Genomic DNA, 22,303 nt, shown 5'->3' with positions numbered 1-22,303 from the left:
CACATCCTCCCGGAAGACAAGGAGGGACTTAGCGCCCTTCCCAGGACCTTTCGCTTCCTGCCAAATGGTTTTCGCAGGGCGGTTGCGAAATTCCTTCAACTCCTTGTCACGCCGCTCGCTCGTCGGCATCAGTGAAATGTCGATCCCTTCCGAGATGAGCTTCTCCATTTCAGCACCGCTGTAACTGCGATTGCAGAGAAGTCCTGCCGCTCGTTTCCGCCCCGGATGGATCGAATCCCAGACCGAGCGAGCGTTCCTCCGCCCTTTACCCGGCGGGTTTCCTCCAAAACCAGTCATCACGGTGTTCCAGAGAACAGGGCTGTAGGTGCGCAGAAGGGCTCGCTCCCCCAGGACAATCCAGATGTCATCGAGCGTCAGATATCTGACATCGAAATGCGAGGCGTCGAGATTGACTGCTTCGTTGATACTTCTTCTGTGGTCGGCTATTCGTCCGAACAGTTTGGGTTCGGCTAGATTTGGCGAATCTCCGTAGCTGCTATCGCCAGCCGAAGCCTTCCCCACGTAAATGGGAACATCGGCACCCTTTAGACCCTTGTAGATTTCAAGATCGCCCTTATAGTAAAGCGCATACAGCCCTGCACCGGGGAATAGCTTAACCTGATCCAGGGGTACGCGTGGGCGCCCGTTCATCTCCTCTCGGAGATTACGGCTGAGCAAGTCAATACCCAAAGGGTTGAAGTGCGGAGATGTCGCGCCATCGGGGCTGGGAGCCATGCGCGGGATCCTACCCACCGCCACAGACGCCCCACCCCCGGCCCCCGACGTGCTGTCGGATTTGGACATGTCGACGAGCTTAGTGTTGAGCTCTTCCGGCGCGTACTTGCAGGCGATCGCCCAGCGAGGAGCGCGGAGCGTGGAGCCGAGCCGGCCCTGGAGCGGGATCTCGTCGAGCTTGACCACCACCCCGTCGATCTCGTGCTCCACCGCGTGGCGGTTCTCGCCGTAGTACGCGATGAACTCCCGTACGCCGTCGAGGCCGTCGACCACCTTGTTGTACCGGGAGGTGGGCAGCCCCCAGGACTTGAGCAGGTCGTACGCTTGGGAGAGGCGGGTCAGGACGGTGAAGCCCTCCAGGGCACCGATGCCGTGGACGACCATGTGCAGCGGGCGGGTGGCCGTGACACGCGGGTCCTTCTGGCGCAGCGAACCGGCTGCCGCGTTGCGCGGGTTGGCGAAGGGCTTCTCGCCGGCCGCGACCAGGCGGGCGTTGAGCTCCTCGAACTTCTCCATCGGGAAGTAGACCTCGCCGCGGATCTCCACGAGCGTGGGCACGCCGTCGCCGGACAGCCGCTCCGGGATCTCCGCGATGGTGCGCACGTTAGGCGTGACGTCCTCGCCCGTACGGCCGTCGCCGCGGGTCGCAGCGCGCGTGAGCCGGCCGTTTTCGTACGTGAGGTTGACGGCGAGGCCGTCGACCTTCAGCTCGCACAGGAAGTGGTACGCGGAGGCGCCCACGTCCTTGTGCACGCGCTCCGCCCAGGCGGCCAGCTCCAGCTCGTCGAAGGCGTTGTCCAGCGAGAGCATCCACTCGCGGTGCTGGACCGCCGTGAACTCCGTGGCGTACGCGCCCTCGACCTTCTGGGTCGGCGAGTCGGGCGTCCGCAGCTCCGGACACCGCTCCTCCAGTGCCTCCAGGGAGCGCAGGAGCCGGTCGAACTCCGCGTCGCTGATGACGGGGGCGTCCCTCACGTAGTACCGGAAGCGGTGCTCCTCAATCTGCTCAGCGAGCTGCGCGTGCTGCTCCCGTGCCTCCGTGGGCCCCATCGTCTCCGCTTGCCTGTCGTCGGCCACCGTGTTGTCCTCCCGTCACTCTGGGTTGTCCCCGAGGGACCTCGCCGCCCAGACGCAGTGCGCGAGTGCCTGTCGCGCGTACGCACGGGGAAGGCCCTGCGAGGCCGCGCACCGGGGTGACCGTGACGGCTTCCGCGAGGAGCCCCGGTTGCCTCAGCCTGCGCCACAGCGTCCTGACACCCATGACGCTACGGCAGGGTCTGACAACTTAATCCGAGAACCGATGATCTGCTCTATCTAGTCACACCGGGCACGGTGTGTTCCGATTCATGCTGATCTGTTGACTGGCCTCGCACAGTGCTTATCACCCGCGCGGCTGCCGCGTCAGGATCCTCGTGCTCCCAGACGCGCACAACTGTCCAGCCAGCCTCTCGCAGGAGACGATCCGTCTCCGCGTCCCTGGCCTGGTTGCCCTCGATTTTACTGCGCCAGAACTCGGCGTTCTTGCGTGACTCCCGAAGGTGCTCGGGGCACCCGTGCCAGTAGCAGCCATCGACGAAGACTGCGACCTTCGGCTTGGGGAAGAGTACGTCGGCGGTTCGTCGCAGTTCGGGCAGTGGCCGCGCCGCCACGCGATAGCGAAGGCCCTGCTTGTGCAGCAAGGACCGGAGCCGCAGCTCGGGCCGGGTGTCCTTGCTGCGATTGGCTCGCATCGCGGCGCGTACTGCTGGCGAGGAAGCCCACGAGCCCTCCGTCGGTGGCTCCTCAGTGAGAAGGCCCTTCTCCCAAGCCATCTTCCAGCCCTCGGCGAGATTCGCGGCCCGGGTTGGATGCTCGACCTGTCCGAGGTAGCGGGCAGGAGACTTACCGCCGTCGGACCAGCGTAGGTACGCGCGAATGCGTCGTGTGTCAGGTAGTACCTTCAGCTCCACCGAGGCTCGGGCGAACCGCCCCCCGCCAAGATCCACGGAACGCTTGTGACGACCGCCAGCGGCCCGGTCCTGTTCCGCCGCGATGGCGTCCCGAGTCCTGCCAGGTCGCCCCTTCCATGCCCGATCCGGCGGCGATTCGTGCTTCCATCCGCTCTGAGCCTTACCAGACTGCCGGGTCACCTCTGACGCTCCTCCGCGTCATCCAGGACGGTCGCGACCGCCTTGGCGAAGACCTCACCAAGAGCGACGGGTACGGCGTTACCGAGCTGGCGCATCTTCTCCCCTCGCGGGCCCTTGAGTTCCCACGTGTCAGGGAAGGTCATGACGCGGGCGGTTTCGCGGACCGTCATGTACCTGTGCTTGTACCGGACGCCACCCGGGGCGGCCTTATCGGCTACCAACTCGTCGAGGAGCATGACCGACTCTCCGCCGGGCACGCCGTGCACGCCGGCCTTGACGGTCTTCGCCGGGCGGTCAAGTTCATTAGGGGTGTGCCCGTCGTAAATGCGGGCCCCAGGCCAGCCGATGTGTTCTGTGAACCCGCCAAGGAAGTGCTCTGTGCGATCCAGCCACTCGTCTGGAACGTCCGGCAGGGGCTTGTTGTCGCCGATACCGGCGATCGCGTCGCGCAGGGTGTACCAGGGGAGCAGCCCGTCGTCTATCGGCATGGTCTTCGGGAGACGGGCGATGACGCGCTCCTTCACATGGTCTGGGACGTTGGGGTGGCGCTTCCAGTAGTCCCCGTCCTCCTCCATGGAACGGAGGAGGGCTGTCTCAGAGTGCGTCGGTTTCACGAGCTCCTTGAACAGCTCGCGGTCGACATCCAGGTCGCGCCGGAACGCGACGATGATCACGCGGTGACGGATCTGAGGCACCCCATAGTCGGCGGCATTTACCGGCATCATGACGATGTCGTACCGCTTCTTGGGGTCGTCCGGCTCTGTCTCGCGCCGCTCCAGCAGGTATTGGTAGTGCTGCTCCCAGTCGGTGCCTTCGGCTCTCTCCTCGAAGGGCAACTCCAGCTCACGCTGGATGTAGTCGAAGTAGCGCTTGAAGGAGGGCCTGAGCAAACCGCGCACGTTCTCGCAGATCACGGCCTTCGGCTGGATCTGACGGACGGCCTTGAACATCTGCGGAAACATGTTCCGCTTGTCCTCGTCGCCCTTGGCGACACCGCCGAGGCTGAAGGGCTGACAGGGTGGACCGCCGGCGAGCACGTCGACCTTGCCCGCCAGGTAGTCCATGTCGAGTTCTTGGACATCGCCAGCGACGAGCGGCACCTTTTCACCGGGCCCGGGGACACGGGTCGGCTTCTGCCCGTCGGGCAGTCGCTGGGCCACGTTGGCCTCCAGGGTCTCGCAGGCCCGCTTGGCGAACTCGTTGAAGAGCAGGGGACGGAACCCGGCGCGGTGGACGGCCATGGCCAGACCACCAGCGCCAGCGAAGAGCTCGACACCCGTGCGGTCCTTCTCTGGTCCTTCTTGCAGTTCAGCCATTCCGAAAGCATACCGCGGAGTTGTGGATCTTCAAGCGGTTCCGAGCTGAAAGTTCGTCCACGTGTACAGGTCACCGATAGGGTTTCCGAGATCATGTCGACCAAGAAGGGGGACGGATGACGCCGGTGGTGGGCTCCGACGACGGGACGCAGTACCACAAGGACTTCACCCTGAGCATCACCAAGGCGCTCGGTGACCAGTTGGCCGCAGCACTCGAGGGGCTGGACAGGGCTCCACTCGCCGAGGAGAACATCGCACGGCTCAAGGAGAAGCCCGGGGTCTACCAGCTCTACCTGAACGGCGAGTTCGTCTACGTCGGCAAGGCCGACAAGTCGCTGCCCGCCCGCCTTCGCAACCACCTCCGCAAGATCTCTGGGCGTCGCAACATCTCCCTGGCTGAGATGGCCTTCTCGTGCCTGTACGTGGCGGAGGACTTTTCCGCGCTCGCCCCCGAACAACTGCTCATCAGCCACCACAAGGGCATGGGCAACATCCCCTGGAACAACAACGGCTTCGGCAATAAGGACCCCGGCCGCCAGCGGGACAGTACCGTCCTGAAGCGGAATCACTTCGACGTCGTGTACCCCATCGATCTGGACCGTCCGATCGAGGGTCTTCAGGCTGGCGAGACGACGCTGCACGCACTCCTGGAGACGATCAAGGCCGGCCTTCCGTACAACTTTCGATATGGGAAGGCGGCGGAGTTCAAGACCCGACGTGTCCACGTGCCAGCGGCTGGAATGACGGCCGACGAGGTCTTTCAGCTGGTCTCTGCGGAGATACCGGCCAAGTGGCAGGTCACCGCCCTTATGGGCTACGTGATCATGTACGACGACAGCCCCAATACATATCGAAGCGCGTGGCGGTATTACCGCGACGGCCAGCCCGTTAGCACCGTGCCTGAGTCAGAGCCAGCAGGGAACATCGAAGTCGACCCACCGACGCTGGACGCCTGAACAGATGGGATAGAGCACAGCCCCCTCTCGGAAAGGGGAGCCCATCATTCTCGCCTGTAGGCAGCGCACGTCGCGGAACACCTGATGACACACTGAACGAATGATCAGGGAACCAGCCGAGACCACCGTCTCCGAAGCCGGCACCGTCCAAATCCCCTTGGGGGTACTCGCGGAGGCTGGGCTGTCACCAGGGGCCGCCGTCGTGGTGTACAGCGACGGGGACGGGCGAATCGTTGTCCGTCGGAAGGACGACGCGATCCGCGACCTTTTGGAGAACGGCACGCTGTGACCTGCCTGCCCCCGCGTGGTCGCAGTTTTGGTTGGATACACCCCGTCCGGCGCCATCCACCGTCTGTCCAGCGAACCGCCCCGCCGCGTCGCCCCCCTGTACCCGGTGCTGGGGCCGGGTACAGGAGGCTTTGGCAGACGACGGGAGGGATAGCGGCCAGCGGGCCTGGACTCAGGCGGACCGTATCTCTGGCTGTCGGGCGGCGTTCCCTCCTCATCACGCAGCCAGCGGCGGTGCCTCCTCTGTCTGAGCGGGGGGCGCGAGGAGGGGGAAGGAGCAGTCCTCAGGGCGTCGGCCCATCCGCTGAACAGTGACCGCCGCGAGCAGCGCCACACCCGGGCTGGTCACCGGCGAGCGTTCCATTCCCACGTAAAAGATGCCGTTCTCGTCGGGCTCGGCATCCACGCGGTCGAGGCTGGCGGACAGCGCGGCGCAGTACCCCCATAGGTCCGCTCGCAGCCCGCTGGGGATATCCGTGCGGACCCAGACCAGGGGGTGCAGTGCTCCCTGGTCGTCGTAGCCGATCGCGACCGTGGCACCTACTCCGTCGGGAAGCGGGTATGCCTCCTCCGGCATGTCCTCGGCCGTGCCGGCGAGTGCATCGGTGATCAGCGTGCGCAGTGCCGCGATCACCTCCTCGTCGCTGCGCCAGCCGTGCAGTGGCGCGTAGGCGGATCCTTCGTAGAGGTCGCGCACGTCCTTGCTCTGCTTCGAGCGCACGTCGGGTGGATCGTCTGCCGGACCGTCCTCCGGGTCGACCTCCTCCAGCAAAGTCTCGGCGAAGGTCACCCCTTCCGCCGAGTTCACTGTGATGGCGGCCCATCCGTGACTGATGTGCTCGGAGAAGAGCCGCCGGATGTGGCGGTTCTTCGCTTCCTCCGGCAGTCCGGGGAGAGTGACGACAACGGTCTGGCCGCGGAGGGCGATGAGCCATGCCTGGTGGTCGTCGATCAGTTCCTCCTCGGAGAACGTCGCACCCAGGGCATCCCCCAGGACCTCGACCGGCAGAGCCCATGCGTCATGCGCCCGCAGCAGGGACGCGGCCCGCTCTGACGCCTGGGGCAAAGGGTGCGGCGCACCGGTATCGGGCTGTTTCTCGCAGACTTGGGCGCTGTTTGAGACCACGCGATCCGAATTGATTACCACGATGCTTCCTTTCGCCGGGAAACCGAACAAAGCCAGTCTTCGGCGGTAAGGCCCACGGTGGCACATATAGTTGGAAAAGCTCTTCTCGTTTGCTCTGCACCTGTCAGGCTGGGACCCCCGCACGCCGGAGGGGGGCGTGGGCAATCTAGGCGCCCCTCGTGACGAGGTGCTGGCCGACATGGCCCGCGTCGTCGGCTATCTGGCCAGCGCCATCACGTTCTCCAGCAGCGCGTACAGGAGTTTCGGCTCTCCCCTGGCGGTACGGGCGGCCTCGGCGTACGTCGGAGCATGCTTACAGTCGGCGACATAGCCATCGCCCTGTTTGGCCAGTTCCTTACGACGCTCAGTCCACGCCGGCCAGTGCTCGGCGAGATACGCCTCCAAGTCATCCTCGAAGACGGTATGAGTCGCTTCGCACGCGGTGGCTGGCCGAGCGTTCGCCGAAGCACCCAGGTAGCCAAGGATATTGATGTTCTTCTCGCCTGCCACACGGACTGCCTCTGCCTTCCCGGCCAGCGCTTTGGGCCCCGTGTCGCCGTCGAAGACCACGTAGCACCTCACACCGAATCCACTCAGGATGGCGTGGGCGAGGATGAGGTTGTCCTTGCCTTCCACATTGATCACGCTGATGCCGTTCGCGCCGAGACTCAGGCCCTGCTGCTCGGCGAAACCGAGGATGACCGCCTCGTCTGCCTCTCCTTCAACGAGCACAGCGGCCGAGACGAACAGCCCCTCTGCCAGGTCCTTCACGTAGCGCGTTGTCGCATGACGCCGGATGGACTTCTCCGACACTCGACCGTTGAGAGACTGAACGAGATCCAGTTCGGAGAGCTGCCGCACCCTGACATCGGGATGTTCCCCGCTGCCCACCCTGGCCAGCCGACGGATCTGCTCGTAGTTGCGAGGGTCGATGAACACCGGGCTGTGAGTTGCATACATCACCTGAGTTCGGTCCGCCGCCGAGGCGACAAGGCCGCGCAGAACCTGTGCGAAGACCCTTGTCTGCGCAGGGTGCTGGAAGAGCTCCGGCTCCTCGATCGCCAGACACAGCGACCGGGTCCCGTCCTCGGGTCGCCGAGTTTCCGCGAGGTACTTCAGTGCAGCGATGATCAGCGCTCGCTGGAAGCCGTGGCCCTGGCGACGCACCAAGGTCATGGCTGCCCCGTCCTTGATGCTGACCGCGAACGTTGTCTTGGCCGGCTTCGGGACCTGCGCCACAGGTTTCACGACGATGTGCCGCCCCGTGCTGAATTTGGCGACCTCGTCGGATAGCGAGCCGGACAGCTTCTTGAGCACCGGCCCGTAGACCTCCTTGTGCACCTTCTCACGAGCTGTCTGCGCGTCGTCCTCGATCGCGGTGAACCGCGCATCGGCCTCAGAACGGTCGACCGCGTGCTCAAGAATCCTGCCCACCGCCGTGGCCTTGCCGTCGTCCGCCTCCTCATACGCGCGCAGGTCGGCGGAGATGAACACGAAGTCGATCAGCTTGGCGAGCAGCCCTTGGCCAGCGAACCCAAAGAACTGAGTGCCCTCGACATCCGTTTCGGCGAGCCGATCGCGGTTCTGCGACTCCCAGACACGCATGGCGGCCTCTGCATCGTCCGATCCCTTAGCAGCAGGCAGATCCAGCCCAGGGTCGCTTGCCCTCAGCGCCTTGTACGCGTTGTGCTTCTCGCGTTTTCCCTCAAGCCGCCTGATCTCGTCGAACGGCGGGTATGCCAAAGCCTTTCCGGTGATCCGGTCGTCCCCGTCCTCCCATGTGCGCCAGATCCGTACGGAGTCAACTCCGTCGGGCGCGTAGTACCCCAACGCGGCGCGGTCGAACGCCGTCAGTCCGTCGAACTCCACTTCCACACGGATTCGCTTGCCTTCCGCCGCCGAGTGAACGTCCTCTTCCCCGAGCACTCCTCCCTTGTCTCCGTTGAAGAACCAGTCAAGGGCACGCAGCACGGTGGACTTACCGACGCCCGTGGGGCCGATGAGGGAAGTGATGGCGTCGAAGGAGACATCCAGCGAGCGCAGGCAACAGAAGTTCTCGATACATACGCGCTTGATCTTCACGAGCGTCCTGGGGATGCAAAGGTACGGGCCTGCGGGGCCCACAGGGACAACTGTGACGCTAGCGTCAGAGGTGATGTGAGGTCAGTTTCTTTTCATAATTGGGTACACGAGACATCCGCCACAGGTCTTGGTCCCGCCCAGGGACAGTCGTCGGCAGTGGGTGGGGCCTCTCTCAGGAAGAGAGCCACCGCCTTCCGCATCGCCCGCACTTTCCGGGATCCTTTGCACGGACGTGATCGCCTCGCCGAGGACCCGGCTGCGCGGATGGTGTTGCCGGAGCTGACCACCGGAGCAGAGACAGCTGGGGCGCTCAGCACTCCATGTCCTGCCGCATCTCGGCGTAGTACTCGGCCTCGCATTCGGCGTAGTACTCGGCTTGGTTCTCCGCGTGTGCGTCAAGGACACCGGACAAGCCTGCGAACAGCATCCAGGCGGCAGCGTGGAGACGCCGGACGTCCGCGTCGAAGTCGACCCTCTGCTGGTTCGGCCGCGCCCGCACCAACCCCTGCCCCTTGCCGCCCTTCACCGTGCTGTACCGAAAGGTCTGCCCGTTCTCGTCGAGCTGGTGGAGCCAGTCCAGGGTGTCTTGAGTGGGCGGATCGATCCGGTCGTTCGGGGCCGGCATCAGCCGGCCGAGGTACTGGTTCAATCGGTCCGCCAGGTGCGCGATCACGTGGGACCTCGTCAGGAAGTTGTCGAGCTCGTCGGGCGGCACCGACACTCCGTCGCGGCGCAGACAAGTCGCGGCCGACCGGATGTTCCACTTCAAGGCGAGTTCGATGGCATGCCGGTACTGGTAGTAGATCGGCACGGGCAGAGCGTCGTTCGTGCCCGTCCGGATCCAGTGGCTCGCCAGGATGGCACCCGCCTCCAGGTAACCGAGAGCCAGGTCGAGATCGTCCTCGTGGGCACCTCCGAGAACAGCGATGCTGTTCCACTCCGACCGGCGCGGAGGCAGACGGGTCAGATCAAACGGGTCATCCCCGGCGGCGTCCACGTCGTCCACAAGCGCATCATCCACGGAGCCATAGTGATGGCCCGACCACCCGGCGCGCTCCGCATTTTCGACCTCTGCGAACGCCCTGCAGCTTGCCTGAATGACTGCCCGCAACGTAAATGAGCGAGACCCTGCCTGCGGTGCTGGCCAATGCCGACCTGGTCGATGGCGACCACCCGAACCCGCGCCGTCCTCGTCGACGCATGGTTGCAGTTCTGGTTGCATTCACCCCCGTCCAGCGCCGTCCACCGCCCATCCAGCGAACCGCTCCGCCGCAGGTCAGAACGCCCCCGGCCCACCCCGAACCCCCAGACGAACATTTGGAAAGCGTGTTGGGGGCAACCCCTCACGAGTTCGAATCTCGTATCCTCCGCAGCCGCCTGAACAGGCGAAACGAAGCGGCCCCGCTGATCACAGCGGGGCCGCTTCGTTGTCCACTCAGCCGTCGTTGTCCTGGTTTTTGTCCCCAGGCGACGTTTCCGGGGGTCCCCAGATGGCATCCGCGATCTTCCGGGCCACCTCCTTGAGCATGGCGTCCGGCACATGCAGGTACCTCGCCCGCATGCTCGCGGAGGTCCCCGGCTCCCACCCCATGATCTGATCGATGACACGGTCTGGGACTCCGAGCAGCATGAGCACGGTGGCGGCCGTGTGCCGGGCGTCGTGCAGCCGAGCGTTCCGGACCCCCGCGTCTTCCAGTAGCCGCTTCCAGTCGTGGTAGTCCGTGTTCGGACTGAGGGGGCCACCCAACGGCTTGGTGAACACATAATCCGACTCGACCCACAGGTCGCCGGCTGCCTTGCGCTCCCGCTCTTGTGTCTCGGCATGGGCCCGGAGCATGGCGACCAGCGGACCGGGCAGGGGCACGGCGCGGCGGCCGGCGCGGGACTTGGTGTTCTTGGTCTCACGCCGGACCTGCACCCTGTCCGGGCAGTACCCCGCCTTCGCCCGGCCGCACGGTGCGGCTTCCGGGCACCCGTGCTTGTACCTGGGGCGCAGACGGTTCCGGCGCAGTTTCAGGTACTCGTTGTCCAGGTCGACGTCAGACCAGCGCAGTCCGAGCGTCTCGCCCTGCCGCAGTCCGAGCGCCAACGCCAGCATCCAACGCGCGCTGTTCCGGCGCCTGTTGGCTTCGAGCAACAGGCACTGAACCTCTTTCACGGAGTAGGGCTCTACCTCGGATTCGTCCTCTTCCATCCGTGGCGGCTTCGCCAATGCGGCGGCATTCTTCGCCGCGTAGCCGCGCCGTACGGCCTCCCCCAGCGCGGTTCGGGCGGTGCGGTGGGCCTGGTGAGCCGTACCGGCCTTGCGCTCCCCGTTCGCCTGCATGCGGCGGTACAGGCTTTCCAGGTGTTCGGGCTGCAAGCGGTCAAGGCGGTGCTTGCCGACACCAGGAACGAGGTGCACGCGAACGGCGACCTCGTAGCCGTCGTATGTGTTCTCGCTGACGGTCGGCTTGGCGATGTTCTCAACCCAGTGCCACAGCCACTTCTCAACCGTCCATGCTTTGCCCGGCTGTTGTGCCGAACCCGCGTCGCGCTGCTTCTCCAGCTTTTTGACTTCTTCAACCAGGTCGTCGCGCGTCTTACGCGTCAGGTGTCGGCGGTACGGCTCCCCGTTGTCCTTGTAGCCCATCGGGACGCGCGCGTGCCAACGACCGTCCGCCCCGAAGTAGATGGCCGATTCGCCGTTGGCGCGGCGGGTGCCCTTCTTTTTCTCTGCCACAGGCAGCGCTCCTGTTTCTTGGTGTCGGGATGGAGACCGGGGCGGCGGGCTGTCCTGTCCGGGAGTGCCGCCGCCCCGGGCGGCGTCAAGCGGCTCGTCGGGCCGCGCGTCGACGGGCGAGGTACGCGGCCGGCGCGTCGGCGGGGACGCGGCGGAGACGGCCGATGTCGATGGACTCCAGCTCTCCTGAGCGGATGAGCCCGTAGCACGTGGTGCGGCCGACGCGGAGTCGGCGGGCGGCTTCCTCGACGGTGAGGAGAACCAGGGTCGGGTCTTCGGCGGGGGCGAGGGGGAAGGTGGTGGGTTCGTCCACGGCTCACTCCTGTGGGGCTGAGTTCATGGGCAGTTGCCGCCGCACAAACCGCAATATCCGCAGAAACCCCGGGGAGGGCCACTGACCTGCGGTGTTGTGATGTGCGGGTGTCGGCGGGTGGTGCTCCGCAGAAACCCGCGATATTCCGCAAAAATCACGGGCGGCCGTCGGCCGGTCCCGGCAGGTGGGGTGGTGCTCGGTTTTTGCGGAATATCGCGGGATTGTGCGACGGGCCCCCCGGCCGGGTGGGACCGGTGGTCCCGTCGCAGGTCAGCGGGGGTGTCCGGAGTTTTCTGCGATTTTGCGGTTTGTGCGGGAGGGGTTGTGTGCGCGGGCAGGTCTCACCGGCCGCCGTGGCGCAGGGTGGGGTGGACCTGTAGGCGGGGTGCCGGTGGGCGTCCGCGCTTGCCGGTGCGCTCGGGCTGGTAGGACCGCAGGTATCCGTGGTCTTCCAGCAGGGCGAGCGCGGGTTCGAGGTCGGCGACCGTGGGGACCTCGCTGCGGGACAGGACGCTGAAGACATCCCGCCGGCTGACGTCCTCCCATCCGTTGTCCCGCAGCGCTTCCAGCACGCTGCGGGCGCGGGACAGGACCGGGTCGGCGCCCATGACGTCGAACACGGCGAGGGCGTGGGCGGTGTAGTACTCCCCCAGCTCAATCGCCGCGCGCATGGTGTCGACGGTGACAGGGTGGGCGTAGCCATTGCCGCCGTGTTCGGCGAGGTGCAACAGCGCGGCCATGCGGGCCGTCGCCCCGGCAAGCTTTCCCGCCCAGTTGGAGATGTGGCCCAGCTTGCCGCCGCGTGCCTTGAGCTGCGGTTCGATGCGCTTCTGATAGGCGATCAGCGCCGCGTCCGCTTCCGGGGTGAGCTGGATGACGGCCGGGTCAGTCCACTCAGCCAGGGACAGGGCGAGGTCGATGACCCGGGCGGTGTAGGTGGCGGCCGTCTGTTCGGGGACCGGGGCGGTGATGATCTCGCGTTCACCGACCGTGGACACCGGCAGGGAGTACAGGAAGCGGGCCAGTAGTCCGCGTCCCTCGAACCCCTTCACCTTCCCGATGTCCCTCAGCACGTCCGGCTGTACGGCGAGGCCGATGGTCAGCGCGGGGGCGTCGATGTACTCGCGGCGGGTCTGCCGGTTGACCCTCAGCCGGTCCCCGGCGTGCCCCTTGAGGAAGACTTCCATGTTGGGGGCGCCGGAGTAGCGGCCGGCGATGATGTCGAAGATGCCGCCCTCCGCGCTCATCACCGACAGCCGGCCGCCCTGTTCGGCCATGAGCGAGGTGACCGTCTCGGGTGTCGAGTCGTCCGCCAACAGCACCGGTTCGGCCGGGACGGTGAGCGTGTCGGCGGTCTGCGCGAGGCCGACGGCGGTGGCCACCATCTCATCGCGCTTGTCGCCGTCGGCGGACGCGGCTTTGGCGGCGGCTTTGTCGGCCGCTTCCTTGGCCAACCGCGCCGTCAGTTCCGCTTCCACGATCACGGGCTTCATCGCGGTCTTGAGCTGTTTCTCCGCCTCATACAGAGGGTTGGTCAGCAGCGCGAACACGGCGGACTTGCGGTTGGCGGGCGGGAGCGCCACGACGGTATAGAGGTTGGTGGGCTCGCGCCAGTTGCCGCGTACGTGGACCACGGACCGGCCGCCGGCCGCCGTGGCGAGCACGGCGAGGGCGATCGATCCGGCGAGGTCCACGGGGGTCTGCGTCTCCTCGGCGACGGCCGTCACGAACTCCCCCAACCAGGTGGGGAGAACGTGGGCAGGGAACGGTGGACGCTCACGGCGGCCGGTGAGGGGAATGGGGTCCTCCCACACGTCCGGTGCCGTGTCGTCCTCGCCGGGCGGTGGTTCCAGGGTGGGCAGTCCGGCCCACAGGTCGGGGCTGTCCACAGGCTGTGGAGTCATGAGGCGGCCCTCCCTTCGGCGGTGGTGGTGTGGGGGCAGACGCCGACGCGAACGCGGGCGGTGAGCTTGATGACGGCGGCGCGGCCCCGGGCGCGTTCATGGTGCCCGCAGGCACAGAGCCAGTCCGCGACGGGTACGCCCTCACACTGGATCTGAAGGCCCGGGGTGATGCCGGTGACCGTGACCGTCTGCGGGTCAGAACCAACGGCAGAAAGGACGCCCTTGCGGGCGGCGACCTTCGGTTCGCCCACGGTCCGCCGCGGCGGGCGCTGTACGGCGCCCTGAGGGCCGTTCGCGGGGGTTCGGGATGATTTGTTCATGCCGCGCGCTCCACAGCCGTCTCAAGGCCGTTGGCGACCGCGCGGCGCGCGTAAGCCTCCGGGACGCCCACGGAGACGGCGGCGGACACGATCTCCTCGCCGATCGACGCGAGGCCGCACGGTCCCGGGCACGCGGTGTGCTGTGCGGCGAGGAACCGGGCGACGCCGAACGCCTGTGATCCGGCGCCGGATTCAGTGCGGGCGCGTACCTGGGCGAGGCCGCGTTCCAGGCCGGTGCGGACATAGCGCTCGGTGTGACGGCACCCGGTGGCCACCGTCCGGTCCCATGTGGCGCGCGGGGGGAGAGAAGAGGCCACCCCGCCCCGCCGGGGGGTGGTGTCTTCCTTCACCACCAAGGCGCGGACGGCCGCCGGAAGAAGAGCCATGCGGCCGGTCCCGGGCCCGAGCCAACGGGCGTACTGGGTAAGCGACTTGATGTCGACACCAGGGCGAACCGAGTTCGACGACGTCATGGCGCCCTGGTAGATCCAGTGCTCGCCCCGCGTCGTCGGCACGGTTCGCGTCGGGGGCAGCGTCTCGCGGGCCCATGCAACGGCCGCCGCGTTGTCCAGGTCGACCACCGTCAGTCCGGCCCCGCCGGGGTGGTAGGCGACTGCCACCGCCTCACGCCACACCGGCGCCCACACGGGCGAGGTGAGGACGTGTGGGTCGGTGCTCGCGGCGGCCCACGCGTGGCACGGCGCGAGGCACCGGCAGGGGCCTGCGCTCTTCATGTTGGGCCGGCCGCCGCAGGCACCGTCCTTGCAGGCACGGCAGTTACCGAACGGAACCTTCCCCGCCCGCAGGGGCAGGACCGGGACGCCGGCCGCCGCGAGGGCGAGCGCGGCATCCAGGGGGGTGGGTGTGGTGGTCATGCGGCGGCCCTCCCTTGCAGGACGAGGTACTGGGTGGCGATCCACTCGGTGTAGGCGGGCGGTACGGCCTGCCGGGCTTCGAGGTTGGACATCCAGGTGCAGCCCATGGCGTCCGCGTAGGCGCGCTCGTTCTTGTGCTCGAACGCCAGCAGTCCCTTGTGGTGCCAGCAGGGCGGGACCAGGTCACCGCCGCCGCCCCACGACGTCTCGAACGCGCGGTGACGGCGGACGCTGAGCCCGAACTGGGTGCCGCACAGCAGGTAGTCCGGCCTCAGGGGCGCTTCGGGGACGTTCTCGATGACCCACGGCAGCCCGGAGGCTTCCAGGCGTGCACGGCCGGGCGTGAGGAGGTTGGGGTGGTCCGCCCGGCTTCCGCGCCATGCGGTGACCTTGGCGAAGTGCTGGCACGGCCACGACGCGTGGACCAGGTCGAACCCGTCCAGCGGGAAGGTGAGGGCGTCGGCTTGGTGGAAGGTGAAGGGGTAGTTGGGCTGCGGGCGGTTGTCGACGCCCACGACGTCGAACCCGGCGAGGTAGTAGCCCATGGACAGGCCGCCGGCGCCGCAGCAGAGATCCAGCACACGCAGCCCGTTCGGTCGCCGCAGCGGCAGCACGCGCGCGCTCACGCAGCCACCCCCAGCGTGGGGACCTGGTCGGCGAGGTAGGCGCGACCGATCCACTCGGTGTAGGCGGGCGGGATCGCCTCCGTCAGTTCCTCCCGCACGTCCGTCCACGTCATGCCCATGGCTGTCTGGAGTTCCGGGACGGACGGCTTGCCGCCTCCGTTGCCGTACACGGCCACGTAGGGGCCGTCGTAGAAGCGGCCGTGGCGGTAGCCGCGGACGCGGCCCCGGTGCGGGACGTGCGCCGGCCCTGCGGTGTTCCAGCCGCCCAACTCGAAGTTGCGGTGACGGATGACCCCGAGACCGAACATCTCACCGCACAGCGTCAGGTCCTTGCGGATCGCGGCGCGGCCGTTGGGTTGCTCGATGACGTACGGCAGACCGGTCGCGTCCAAGAGGTCGCGGACGGGCGCCACCAGGTCCACGTGGGTACGGCCCCATCCCTGTGAGGCGTTGGTGCCCACGGTCAGCGCGCATCCGTGCTGGCACGGCGGAGAGGCGTGGACGAACGCGTACCGGTGGATCTCGCCCGACGCGATCAGGAGGGCGAGGTAGGTGAGGGCGTCGCCCCGGTGGTACGGGAAGGGATAGTTCGGGCGGTCGGCGATGTCGCAGCCGTCCACGGCGAACCCGGCTCGGTGGTAGCCCATGCCGGCACCACCGGCACACGAGAACAGATCCAGCAGACGCGGCCGGGACACTCGCCCCGATCGGGTGGCAGGGGCCAAGGGGCCCTCGCCGAATACGCGCGGTTGGGTCATGCTGTAGGTCTCCTGTTCTGCAACGTCGGGGTTGGAGACCGTGGGCGGCGGGCTGTCCTTGTCCGGGAGTGCCGCCGCCCACGGGCAGAGCTAGAAGGGCGGTTCGTTGCTGTAGCCGCCGGGCCCCCACGGGTCACGGCCGCTGTCGCGGCGACGCAGCCACCGGGGCCGACGCGGCAGGGGCAGCAGGAACCAGCGGCGGGTCTCGTTCCAGCAGCCGCAGGGCTCCCACTCGTCTCCGGCGTACTCGCCGTTCTCGTCGCCGTAGGGGTGCTCGAAGCCGCCAACGCCCTCGCAGTCGCGACAGTCGGGACGGGGTGTGTCGGTCAGGATCAGGGACCGGCGGGGCCAGTGGGCGACCTGAATGCGCAGTCGGGACACGGTGGTTGGCCTCCTGTCAGCCGTTGAAGGTGCTGCGCTTGATCACGGCCTTGCGGATGTTGACCGTGCTGCCGCGCCCGCCGCTGATGGCGCGCACGGGCATACGCCAGGCGAGGACGGCGAGGGCGATCCACATCGCGGCGCCGGAGGTGAACCCGGCGGCGGCGTTGATGACCTCGCCCACGCCCCAACCGACGCCCGCCGCGAGGGCGCCGCCGCCGATCCCGGCGCCGACGAAGCGCTGTGCGATGGGGTCAAGCAGCGGCAGCGGGGTCAGGTCGCGCGGCTCCGGCATGGGCATCGGAGGCGGGGCGAGGTGCTTGGGCATGGGGACCATGCGGCCGTAGGCGTCGGGCACCCAGACGACCGGGCCGCGTTCGGCGGCCAGTTCGACGGCCGCCGCGTCGGGCGCGTACAACTCCAGCGATGCCGGGTCGTACCCGGAGACGGCCGACGCGTGCGACCGCAGGGCGGGGACGTGTTCGTTCATGACGGGGTCTCCTGTCAGTTGCCGAGGGAGTTGGCCGCGTCGGCGAACGCCTTGACCAGGTCGCGGATGGGCTCGTACGCGCCGGTTCCGGCGGCGAAGAACCCGAACAGGAACAGCACGATGGCGGCCCCGGCACCGGCGGACTTGGTCTTGACGGCGAGGGCGGAGGCGGCGCCGAACAGCAGCACGGCGGAGATGTCGAAGATCATCGGAATCCTTCCGGGCGGGGGGTGTCGGTGCCGGCGCGGTAGATGCGCGCCCAGCGGTTGTAGAGCCAGCGGCCGACGCGTATGCGCTTGCCGGTCGCCTTGCAGCGGCGGCAGTCCTTGCCACGCTTGAGGCGTCCCTTGCGGTCGGTCTTCATCGCGTGGCCCATGCCGTGGCACTTGCGGCAGTCGCCGAACGGCGAGGCCGCACACAGTCCGACGTAACCGAGCGTGACGATGAGTAGGCAGGCGATAGCAAGGAGGATGAGGGTCATGAAGGGCCCTTCCAGGCGGGTTTCAGGGGTTTCCGCAGGTGGGCCGCTATCCGCTAGCGGCCTGATCAGGGCGGGTTTGGAGCGCTAGCGGGGCCGCTAACGTTAGCGGGGTGTGCCGCTAGCGCTAGCGGCCCCGGACACTCAGCCCGCGTCCCGGTTTCCGTCACGCTCCGCAATCGCAGCGATGATGTGGGAGCGGTCGATGCCGCGCCGGTTGACGACCTTGCCGTTGACCCGGCGGCCCACTTGGATGGTGGAGATGCCATGCGGCTTCAGCGCGGCGGCGAGTCCTTCGGGGTCCCAGCCGTCGTAGACCTCCGGCCGCAGTTCGGCGAGCCGGGCGACGACGGTTTCTGACCACACCTTGGGCTCGTCGGCCGGGACGACGGCGAGGATGTCACGCAGCAGGTCATACGCTGCGCTCTCGTCCGGCTCCGGCTCTTCCCCGAGCGCGTAGCCGGACAGCGTGCCGGCCAGTTCGCGGGCCTTGCGGGCGCGGGCGCCGATGGCTTCGGCGGCCGGGGCGTCCACGTACACCGAGCCGACGATCCGGGCATCCGCGCCCTCGCCGACGAAGTAGTGAATGCCCTTGTCAGCCCAACTGAACATGGTGGCCCGCACACCCCGCTTGTAGGCGGACGTGCCGAGCACCATGTCGTTTTCGAGCTGGCCCATGACCTTCAGGCAGAACCGAGCCGACGCGTTCGCGCTGATGCCCGTGGGCAGCGCCTTCGCGTCCGGGCGCTGCGTGGCCAGAAGCAGCACGATCCCGGTCGCCGGACCGCGTTTGACCAGGTCAGTGCAGATCTCTTCGAGTTCCTTGCCGTACTTGTCGTGCTCGAACCAGACCTGGCACTCATCCACCCCGACCACGATCGGGTGCAGTCCCAGCGACTTCTTGCTCGCCAGTTCCGACGTCACCTTGGACTCGGGGCAGATGTCCCGGGGCAGCGAGCGGATCATCTTCGCGCGGCGCCGCAGTTCCTCGCGCAGCGCGCGCAGGTCCCGCACCGCGTACTCGATGTCCTCCTCTTCGTCCCCGGCGCGGTGCCGGTAGCTCACGGCGTTACCGACCGGGTCAAGGTCGCCGGTGCCCTTGAGGTCGTAGGTGTGCAGCTCAGCGCGCGGGTCCAACGCCGCGATGAGCAGCAGCAGACGCAGAAGGAAGGTCTTGCCCATGCGGGGGATCGCGCCGATGACGGCCGCGATGTACATGAGCGTGATCTCCACCCAGCGTCCCCGCTGGTCGGTGCCGAACGCGACCGGCTTGAACAGGTCCACCGAACCGGACTTGAGCAGCGGCCACGCGGGCTTCTTGGCCTTGGACATGTCCTGATCGCCGACCCACAGCACCAGGTGCCCGGTGTGCTCGTTCGGCACGGCCTCCGGCCACACGCAGCCCAGCGGGCGGCGCAAGCCGGACGCGAGGCGTTCGCGCCGCTCGATGATGTCCGTGACCGTCACGCCGAAGGGTAGATTGCCCTCCGCGCGCCAGCCGGGGCCGTCGCGGGTGATCGGGGCGGTGAACTCGAACCCGTCCCGCCCCTTGCCCTGCGCCTGATTGATCGCGGGAATGCCGAGCGAACCGAGCGCCCGCAGCACGATGTCTGACGTGAGCTTGGACGCCGTGGGCAGTTCCACCGCCCGGTGGATGACCGGGTCATCGGCCTTGCGGCCGGCGTAGCCGAGCGCCAGCACGACCGCGCTCACCGACAGCGCCTGAAGCCATCCGGGGGCGAGGACGTAGATGGCGAGCGCGGCACCCAGTCCGACGAACATCGCGAGCACGCTGACCAGGACCCGCAGCCGGACCCGGCCGTCACGCTGCCGCGACAGTTTCAGGTACTCGGCCGCGTCCTCGCGCCGCACGGCGGCGAGGCGGACCGGTTCGCCCTCGCGGTCGGCCGCCCACCGCATCGTGCCGCCCACGAACTTCGCGGCTCCCGCCGGGGCTTGCAGGGTCGGGCGGGCGGCGTAGACCGGGGAGCGCAGCGCGTGATACCCGACCGAGTGGGCGTAGTGGCGGGCCACCCATGCGGCGGCCGTGCGCAGTTCAGAGGTCGACCGCAGCCAGACCGGGACGACGTCCCGGCGCTTCGCTGCCGCCAGTCGACCCAGGTAGCCCGGACCGGTCGCGGTCGGGGCGGGCCGGTCGACCATGACGGCGGTGGTCGGGTCGTCCGATGCCGGGTCGGTCGGGGTCGACTCACGGGCGGCGCGAGCCTTGTCGAGGTCGACCACGTCGGCCCCGGGGTCGGCCGTCATCTCCGCTTCCAACCGGTTGAACAGTTCGCCGTCGTCGGGATGCTTCACTGAGAGTCCTTCCACTTTCGGGTGTGAGGAGGGCGGGCCCGGTCGACGCTGTAGGAGGTGGGCGGCCGGGCCCGTGAGAAGAGAGTCAGCCCAGATAGGCCAGGAGAGGCCACGCAAAGTGCGTGGGTTGTGAGATTCAGGCGGCGCGCTGTTCCTCGGGGTAGGCGCACGTCACGCACATGCCGAGCGTGGGCGGGATGACGTATCCGGCGTCCCGGCCGCACTCGGGGCAGCGGCGGCGGGCGGCATTGGCCTTGGCGAGCGCCGCCCACCTCGCCGGGGTCATCGGCCGCACCGGACGGGCGAGGTCGACCCGGTACAGGTACGCGGTCAGCGGTTCGCGTCGCCGACGCGGCCGAAGGATCTGTGCCGCGATGTCCTGACCTCCCGGCCGCAGTCCACGGATGCGGAGTTGGCGGCGGGTGGCCAAGTCTTCGGGGGCGTAGCGCCACGGGTAGGTGGGGATGCCGAAGCGCTCGCCGGCGGGGTCGAAGCAATCGGCGAGGGTCAGCCGGCTCACGCGGCTTCAGCGCCGGCGGCGCGCTCGGCAAGGATCGTGTCCCGCAGCATCCGCGCGTTCGCCGGCGAGGTGTGGACCTCGCGGCGGATGCCCTCTGCCGTGATCCGACTGTCGGGCCAATCGGCGGTCGCGGTGCGCGCCTCAGCGAGCAACTGATCCGCCGTGCGCTTCGGCCGGGGCGACCGGGCCACGTCGGGGACCCTTCCGGTCGCCCGACGGGATCGGGGGGAGTCGGCCGCCACCGCCCGCCGATCGGCTGGGGCGGAGTCGATGCTCACCGGGTCGACCGGCGAGGCGATCGCCCGGACGGGCTTGAAGGGAAGCGTCGGCTTCATGAAGTCGACCACCACCGGATCGAGCGCGGGGAATCGGGTCAGCACCACCGAGGGCGCGGGGGTCGATTCCCGCAGGTCAGCCGTAGACCGATTCCTCATGGTCTTGGTGGATTCCTCCGCATTCGCGTCCGCGTCGGGACGTGGGGCGAGGGCGGGGGTCGTGCCGCCGAACATCGACGCGAGCGCGGCATTCGCACCGGCGGTGATCCGGTCACGCTGGACATCCAGCAGCCTCGATCCGAGCGTCGCGTCCCCGATCCCGACCTTGCGGGCCAGACGCCACGACGTCCGCTCGGACCGCTTCCTGACCCGGTCGACCGGGTGCTGAGCGGCGCGGGCGCGGTGGTAGGCGAGGGCCTGCACGATGTCGGCGGTGCGCCGCTCGTTCTCCGCGTCGCGGCCGTCGGTGTGGACGACGATGCGCCGAGCGAGGAACGCCATGCCCTCAGCCGAGACGGACATGCCCATCGGGGTCAGGGCGTAGATGACGGTCCGGCCAGCGTCCGGCGCGGCCATGGCGCCCATGACGGCGGCGGCGGCCGGAAGCGCCCACAGTCCGATCCGCACGACGCGTGGGGAGGACTGTCCCAGCATGGTCAGTCCCAGCAGGACCAGGGCGAGGACGGCGGTTGCGCCCTCGCCGGCGGCGAGGGCACCGAGCGCGGTTCCCCTGCCGTAGGCGTGTCCGATGTTGCTGTAGGTGCCAATACCGCCGATCACGCCCGTGGCGAGCATGGGCACGAACGCGGCCGTCAAGACGCCGATCTGAACCTTCGTCAGAGGCCTGTGGGTCGCGTTCATGCCGCTTCCCCCGTCCCCGGCCGGTAGCCGCGAGCGGCGCGCAAGAACGGCACCGTACGGGTCAGCGCGTCGGCGTACAGGGCGTCCCAACCGGCGATCTCGTCACCGGCCTCCGCCTCCGCCCGCAGGTCGGCGAGGACGCCACGGGCCGCGTCCTCACGGGCGGCACGCTCGCCGTCTGTCTCGAACTCCAGCGGCCCCCGGAACAGGTCGACGTCGATGCCGAGCGCCAGTTCCGCGAACTCGATGTCGCCGTGCGCTTCCTGGCCGGCGACGAAGGTGCGCATACGCATGGTGGATCTCTCCTTGGATACGTCGGGAAGGGCGCGGGGCGGTCGGCTGTCCTTGTCCGGGAGTGCGACCGCCCCGCCAAGAACGGGGGTCAGACGGTGGTGATGATGAGCGCGGCGACCAGCAGCCACAGGTGGTGGAAGGACTGATCAAGCGCGTAGGCACCGGTACCGATGTGCGGGTTGTCGTCATGACCGGCGCGCGGGGCACCGAGCCGGTAGAACTCGCCCTTGCCGGTCACCTTGGCCAGCCACGCGAGCGTGGTGCGCCGGTCGGCCCACCAGTGCGAGGCCGCGTCGATGGCGAGGCCGGCCACGGTGCCGAGCGCGGACAGGTGCAGGTCCAGCAGCAAGGCGACCGGCAGCAGGACGGCGACCTTGGTAGCGGTCAGGGTGGCGACGTGCCGGGCGTCCGCGAGGCGGCCGACCCAGCCGGGACGGCCCTTGTGCGCGGACTGGTGCGAGGTCTGCACCCAGTGGTCACCCACGCTGTGGGCGACGTACAGGGCGATGAACACGGCGGCGAAGACGGCAGCCATCGA

The 22,303-nt window shown here is 68.0% G+C and carries 23 protein-coding genes and 2 pseudogenes; 2 read left to right on the top strand and 23 right to left on the bottom strand.

Annotation, left to right across the window (positions count from 1 at the left end):
• Positions 1–171 precede the first annotated feature (171 nt).
• From ligA to IE262_RS29740, 4 genes and pseudogenes are all read right to left on the bottom strand, one after another.
• A pseudogene (gene ligA / locus IE262_RS29755) lies at positions 172–1,812 on the bottom strand (NAD-dependent DNA ligase LigA); the annotation flags it as partial.
• Positions 1,813–1,827: 15 nt separating this feature from the next.
• Positions 1,828–2,011 (bottom strand): annotated as a pseudogene (locus IE262_RS29750) (methionine synthase); the annotation flags it as partial.
• Between the two features lie 34 nt (positions 2,012–2,045).
• Complete coding sequence (locus IE262_RS29745) at positions 2,046–2,546, bottom strand: very short patch repair endonuclease (protein ID WP_189878149.1); 501 nt, start codon at positions 2,544–2,546, stop codon at positions 2,046–2,048.
• Between the two features lie 314 nt (positions 2,547–2,860).
• Positions 2,861–4,180, bottom strand: a complete 1,320-nt coding sequence (locus IE262_RS29740) for a DNA cytosine methyltransferase (protein WP_189878002.1) — start codon at positions 4,178–4,180, stop codon at positions 2,861–2,863.
• 116 nt (positions 4,181–4,296) lie between these two features.
• Between IE262_RS29740 and IE262_RS29735 the strand changes: the two genes are divergently transcribed.
• Entirely contained in the window at positions 4,297–5,136 is an 840-nt protein-coding gene (locus IE262_RS29735; RefSeq protein WP_189878000.1) for an Eco29kI family restriction endonuclease, read from the top strand.
• Between the two features lie 100 nt (positions 5,137–5,236).
• Entirely contained in the window at positions 5,237–5,425 is a 189-nt protein-coding gene (locus IE262_RS29730; RefSeq protein ID WP_189877998.1) for an AbrB/MazE/SpoVT family DNA-binding domain-containing protein, read from the top strand.
• Positions 5,426–5,641: 216 nt separating this feature from the next.
• Here IE262_RS29730 and IE262_RS29725 read toward each other — a convergent pair whose 3' ends face one another.
• From IE262_RS29725 to IE262_RS29635, 19 genes are all read right to left on the bottom strand, one after another.
• Positions 5,642–6,490 (bottom strand): hypothetical protein, encoded by an 849-nt coding sequence (locus IE262_RS29725; RefSeq protein WP_189877996.1) that lies wholly within the window; start codon positions 6,488–6,490, stop codon positions 5,642–5,644.
• Between the two features lie 276 nt (positions 6,491–6,766).
• Entirely contained in the window at positions 6,767–8,632 is a 1,866-nt protein-coding gene (locus tag IE262_RS29720) for an AAA family ATPase (protein ID WP_189877994.1), read from the bottom strand.
• Positions 8,633–8,942: 310 nt separating this feature from the next.
• On the bottom strand, positions 8,943–9,653 hold the full coding sequence (locus tag IE262_RS39755; protein WP_229877578.1) for a hypothetical protein: 711 nt from the start codon (positions 9,651–9,653) through the stop codon (positions 8,943–8,945).
• 414 nt (positions 9,654–10,067) lie between these two features.
• Entirely contained in the window at positions 10,068–11,354 is a 1,287-nt protein-coding gene (locus tag IE262_RS29710) for a tyrosine-type recombinase/integrase (RefSeq protein WP_189877993.1), read from the bottom strand.
• Between the two features lie 85 nt (positions 11,355–11,439).
• Positions 11,440–11,667: a helix-turn-helix domain-containing protein gene (locus IE262_RS29705; RefSeq protein WP_189877992.1), complete on the bottom strand. Its 228-nt coding sequence runs from the start codon at positions 11,665–11,667 to the stop codon at positions 11,440–11,442.
• Positions 11,668–12,008: 341 nt separating this feature from the next.
• Positions 12,009–13,571 (bottom strand): YfjI family protein, encoded by a 1,563-nt coding sequence (locus IE262_RS29700; RefSeq protein WP_373305175.1) that lies wholly within the window; start codon positions 13,569–13,571, stop codon positions 12,009–12,011.
• Complete coding sequence (locus IE262_RS29695; protein ID WP_229877577.1) at positions 13,568–13,891, bottom strand: hypothetical protein; 324 nt, start codon at positions 13,889–13,891, stop codon at positions 13,568–13,570. The genes IE262_RS29700 and IE262_RS29695 overlap by 4 nt, the downstream gene beginning before the upstream one ends.
• Positions 13,888–14,766: a bifunctional DNA primase/polymerase gene (locus IE262_RS29690; protein ID WP_189877991.1), complete on the bottom strand. Its 879-nt coding sequence runs from the start codon at positions 14,764–14,766 to the stop codon at positions 13,888–13,890. Before IE262_RS29690 ends, IE262_RS29695 begins: the two co-directional genes overlap by 4 nt.
• A complete protein-coding gene (locus IE262_RS29685) occupies positions 14,763–15,392 on the bottom strand; it encodes a DNA cytosine methyltransferase (protein WP_189877990.1) in 630 nt (209 codons plus the stop codon). The genes IE262_RS29690 and IE262_RS29685 overlap by 4 nt, the downstream gene beginning before the upstream one ends.
• The gene (locus tag IE262_RS29680; protein WP_189877988.1) at positions 15,389–16,039 is read right to left on the bottom strand and encodes a DNA methylase; all 651 of its coding nucleotides are present in this window, start codon (positions 16,037–16,039) and stop codon (positions 15,389–15,391) included. The genes IE262_RS29685 and IE262_RS29680 overlap by 4 nt, the downstream gene beginning before the upstream one ends.
• A gap of 201 nt (positions 16,040–16,240) precedes the next feature.
• Complete coding sequence (locus tag IE262_RS29675) at positions 16,241–16,531, bottom strand: hypothetical protein (protein WP_189877986.1); 291 nt, start codon at positions 16,529–16,531, stop codon at positions 16,241–16,243.
• Between the two features lie 16 nt (positions 16,532–16,547).
• Positions 16,548–17,021, bottom strand: coding sequence for a hypothetical protein (locus IE262_RS29670; protein WP_189877984.1), 474 nt, complete (start codon positions 17,019–17,021; stop codon positions 16,548–16,550).
• 14 nt (positions 17,022–17,035) lie between these two features.
• Entirely contained in the window at positions 17,036–17,230 is a 195-nt protein-coding gene (locus tag IE262_RS29665; protein WP_189877982.1) for a hypothetical protein, read from the bottom strand.
• Positions 17,227–17,502: a hypothetical protein gene (locus IE262_RS29660; protein ID WP_189877980.1), complete on the bottom strand. Its 276-nt coding sequence runs from the start codon at positions 17,500–17,502 to the stop codon at positions 17,227–17,229. Before IE262_RS29660 ends, IE262_RS29665 begins: the two co-directional genes overlap by 4 nt.
• Positions 17,503–17,643: 141 nt before the next feature.
• Positions 17,644–19,815, bottom strand: coding sequence for a cell division protein FtsK (locus IE262_RS29655; RefSeq protein WP_189877978.1), 2,172 nt, complete (start codon positions 19,813–19,815; stop codon positions 17,644–17,646).
• A 136-nt stretch (positions 19,816–19,951) separates the two neighbouring features.
• The gene (locus tag IE262_RS29650; RefSeq protein WP_189877977.1) at positions 19,952–20,335 is read right to left on the bottom strand and encodes an RRQRL motif-containing zinc-binding protein; all 384 of its coding nucleotides are present in this window, start codon (positions 20,333–20,335) and stop codon (positions 19,952–19,954) included.
• Positions 20,332–21,471: a conjugal transfer protein gene (locus tag IE262_RS29645; RefSeq protein WP_189877975.1), complete on the bottom strand. Its 1,140-nt coding sequence runs from the start codon at positions 21,469–21,471 to the stop codon at positions 20,332–20,334. Before IE262_RS29645 ends, IE262_RS29650 begins: the two co-directional genes overlap by 4 nt.
• Positions 21,468–21,758 carry a hypothetical protein gene (locus IE262_RS29640; RefSeq protein ID WP_189878141.1) on the bottom strand — a complete coding sequence of 97 codons (291 nt, stop codon included), beginning with the start codon at positions 21,756–21,758 and terminating at the stop codon, positions 21,468–21,470. The genes IE262_RS29645 and IE262_RS29640 overlap by 4 nt, the downstream gene beginning before the upstream one ends.
• 95 nt (positions 21,759–21,853) lie before the next feature.
• On the bottom strand, positions 21,854–22,300 hold the full coding sequence (locus tag IE262_RS29635) for a DUF3307 domain-containing protein (protein WP_189877973.1): 447 nt from the start codon (positions 22,298–22,300) through the stop codon (positions 21,854–21,856).
• Between the last annotated feature and the right edge of the window lie 3 nt (positions 22,301–22,303).

This window comes from Streptomyces bluensis, from assembly GCF_014650715.1.
GTDB lineage: Bacteria > Actinomycetota > Actinomycetes > Streptomycetales > Streptomycetaceae > Streptomyces > Streptomyces bluensis.
Note: the sequence above shows the minus strand (reverse complement) of the source record. Positions and strands in the feature narration are given on the sequence as shown.

Coding starts and splice junctions, on each gene's coding strand:
- IE262_RS29635 (WP_189877973.1), bottom strand. CDS start 22,300: ATGGCTGCCGTCTTCGCCGCCGTGTTCATCGCCCTGTACGTCGCCCAC.
- IE262_RS29730 (WP_189877998.1), top strand. CDS start 5,237: ATGATCAGGGAACCAGCCGAGACCACCGTCTCCGAAGCCGGCACCGTC.
- IE262_RS29645 (WP_189877975.1), bottom strand. CDS start 21,471: ATGAACGCGACCCACAGGCCTCTGACGAAGGTTCAGATCGGCGTCTTG.
- IE262_RS29640 (WP_189878141.1), bottom strand. CDS start 21,758: ATGCGCACCTTCGTCGCCGGCCAGGAAGCGCACGGCGACATCGAGTTC.
- IE262_RS29745 (WP_189878149.1), bottom strand. CDS start 2,546: ATGGCTTGGGAGAAGGGCCTTCTCACTGAGGAGCCACCGACGGAGGGC.
- IE262_RS29670 (WP_189877984.1), bottom strand. CDS start 17,021: ATGAACGAACACGTCCCCGCCCTGCGGTCGCACGCGTCGGCCGTCTCC.
- IE262_RS29690 (WP_189877991.1), bottom strand. CDS start 14,766: ATGACCACCACACCCACCCCCCTGGATGCCGCGCTCGCCCTCGCGGCG.
- IE262_RS29695 (WP_229877577.1), bottom strand. CDS start 13,891: ATGAACAAATCATCCCGAACCCCCGCGAACGGCCCTCAGGGCGCCGTA.
- IE262_RS29740 (WP_189878002.1), bottom strand. CDS start 4,180: ATGGCTGAACTGCAAGAAGGACCAGAGAAGGACCGCACGGGTGTCGAG.
- IE262_RS29665 (WP_189877982.1), bottom strand. CDS start 17,230: ATGATCTTCGACATCTCCGCCGTGCTGCTGTTCGGCGCCGCCTCCGCC.
- IE262_RS29735 (WP_189878000.1), top strand. CDS start 4,297: ATGACGCCGGTGGTGGGCTCCGACGACGGGACGCAGTACCACAAGGAC.
- IE262_RS29700 (WP_373305175.1), bottom strand. CDS start 13,571: ATGACTCCACAGCCTGTGGACAGCCCCGACCTGTGGGCCGGACTGCCC.
- IE262_RS29660 (WP_189877980.1), bottom strand. CDS start 17,502: ATGACCCTCATCCTCCTTGCTATCGCCTGCCTACTCATCGTCACGCTC.
- IE262_RS29680 (WP_189877988.1), bottom strand. CDS start 16,039: ATGGGCTACCACCGAGCCGGGTTCGCCGTGGACGGCTGCGACATCGCC.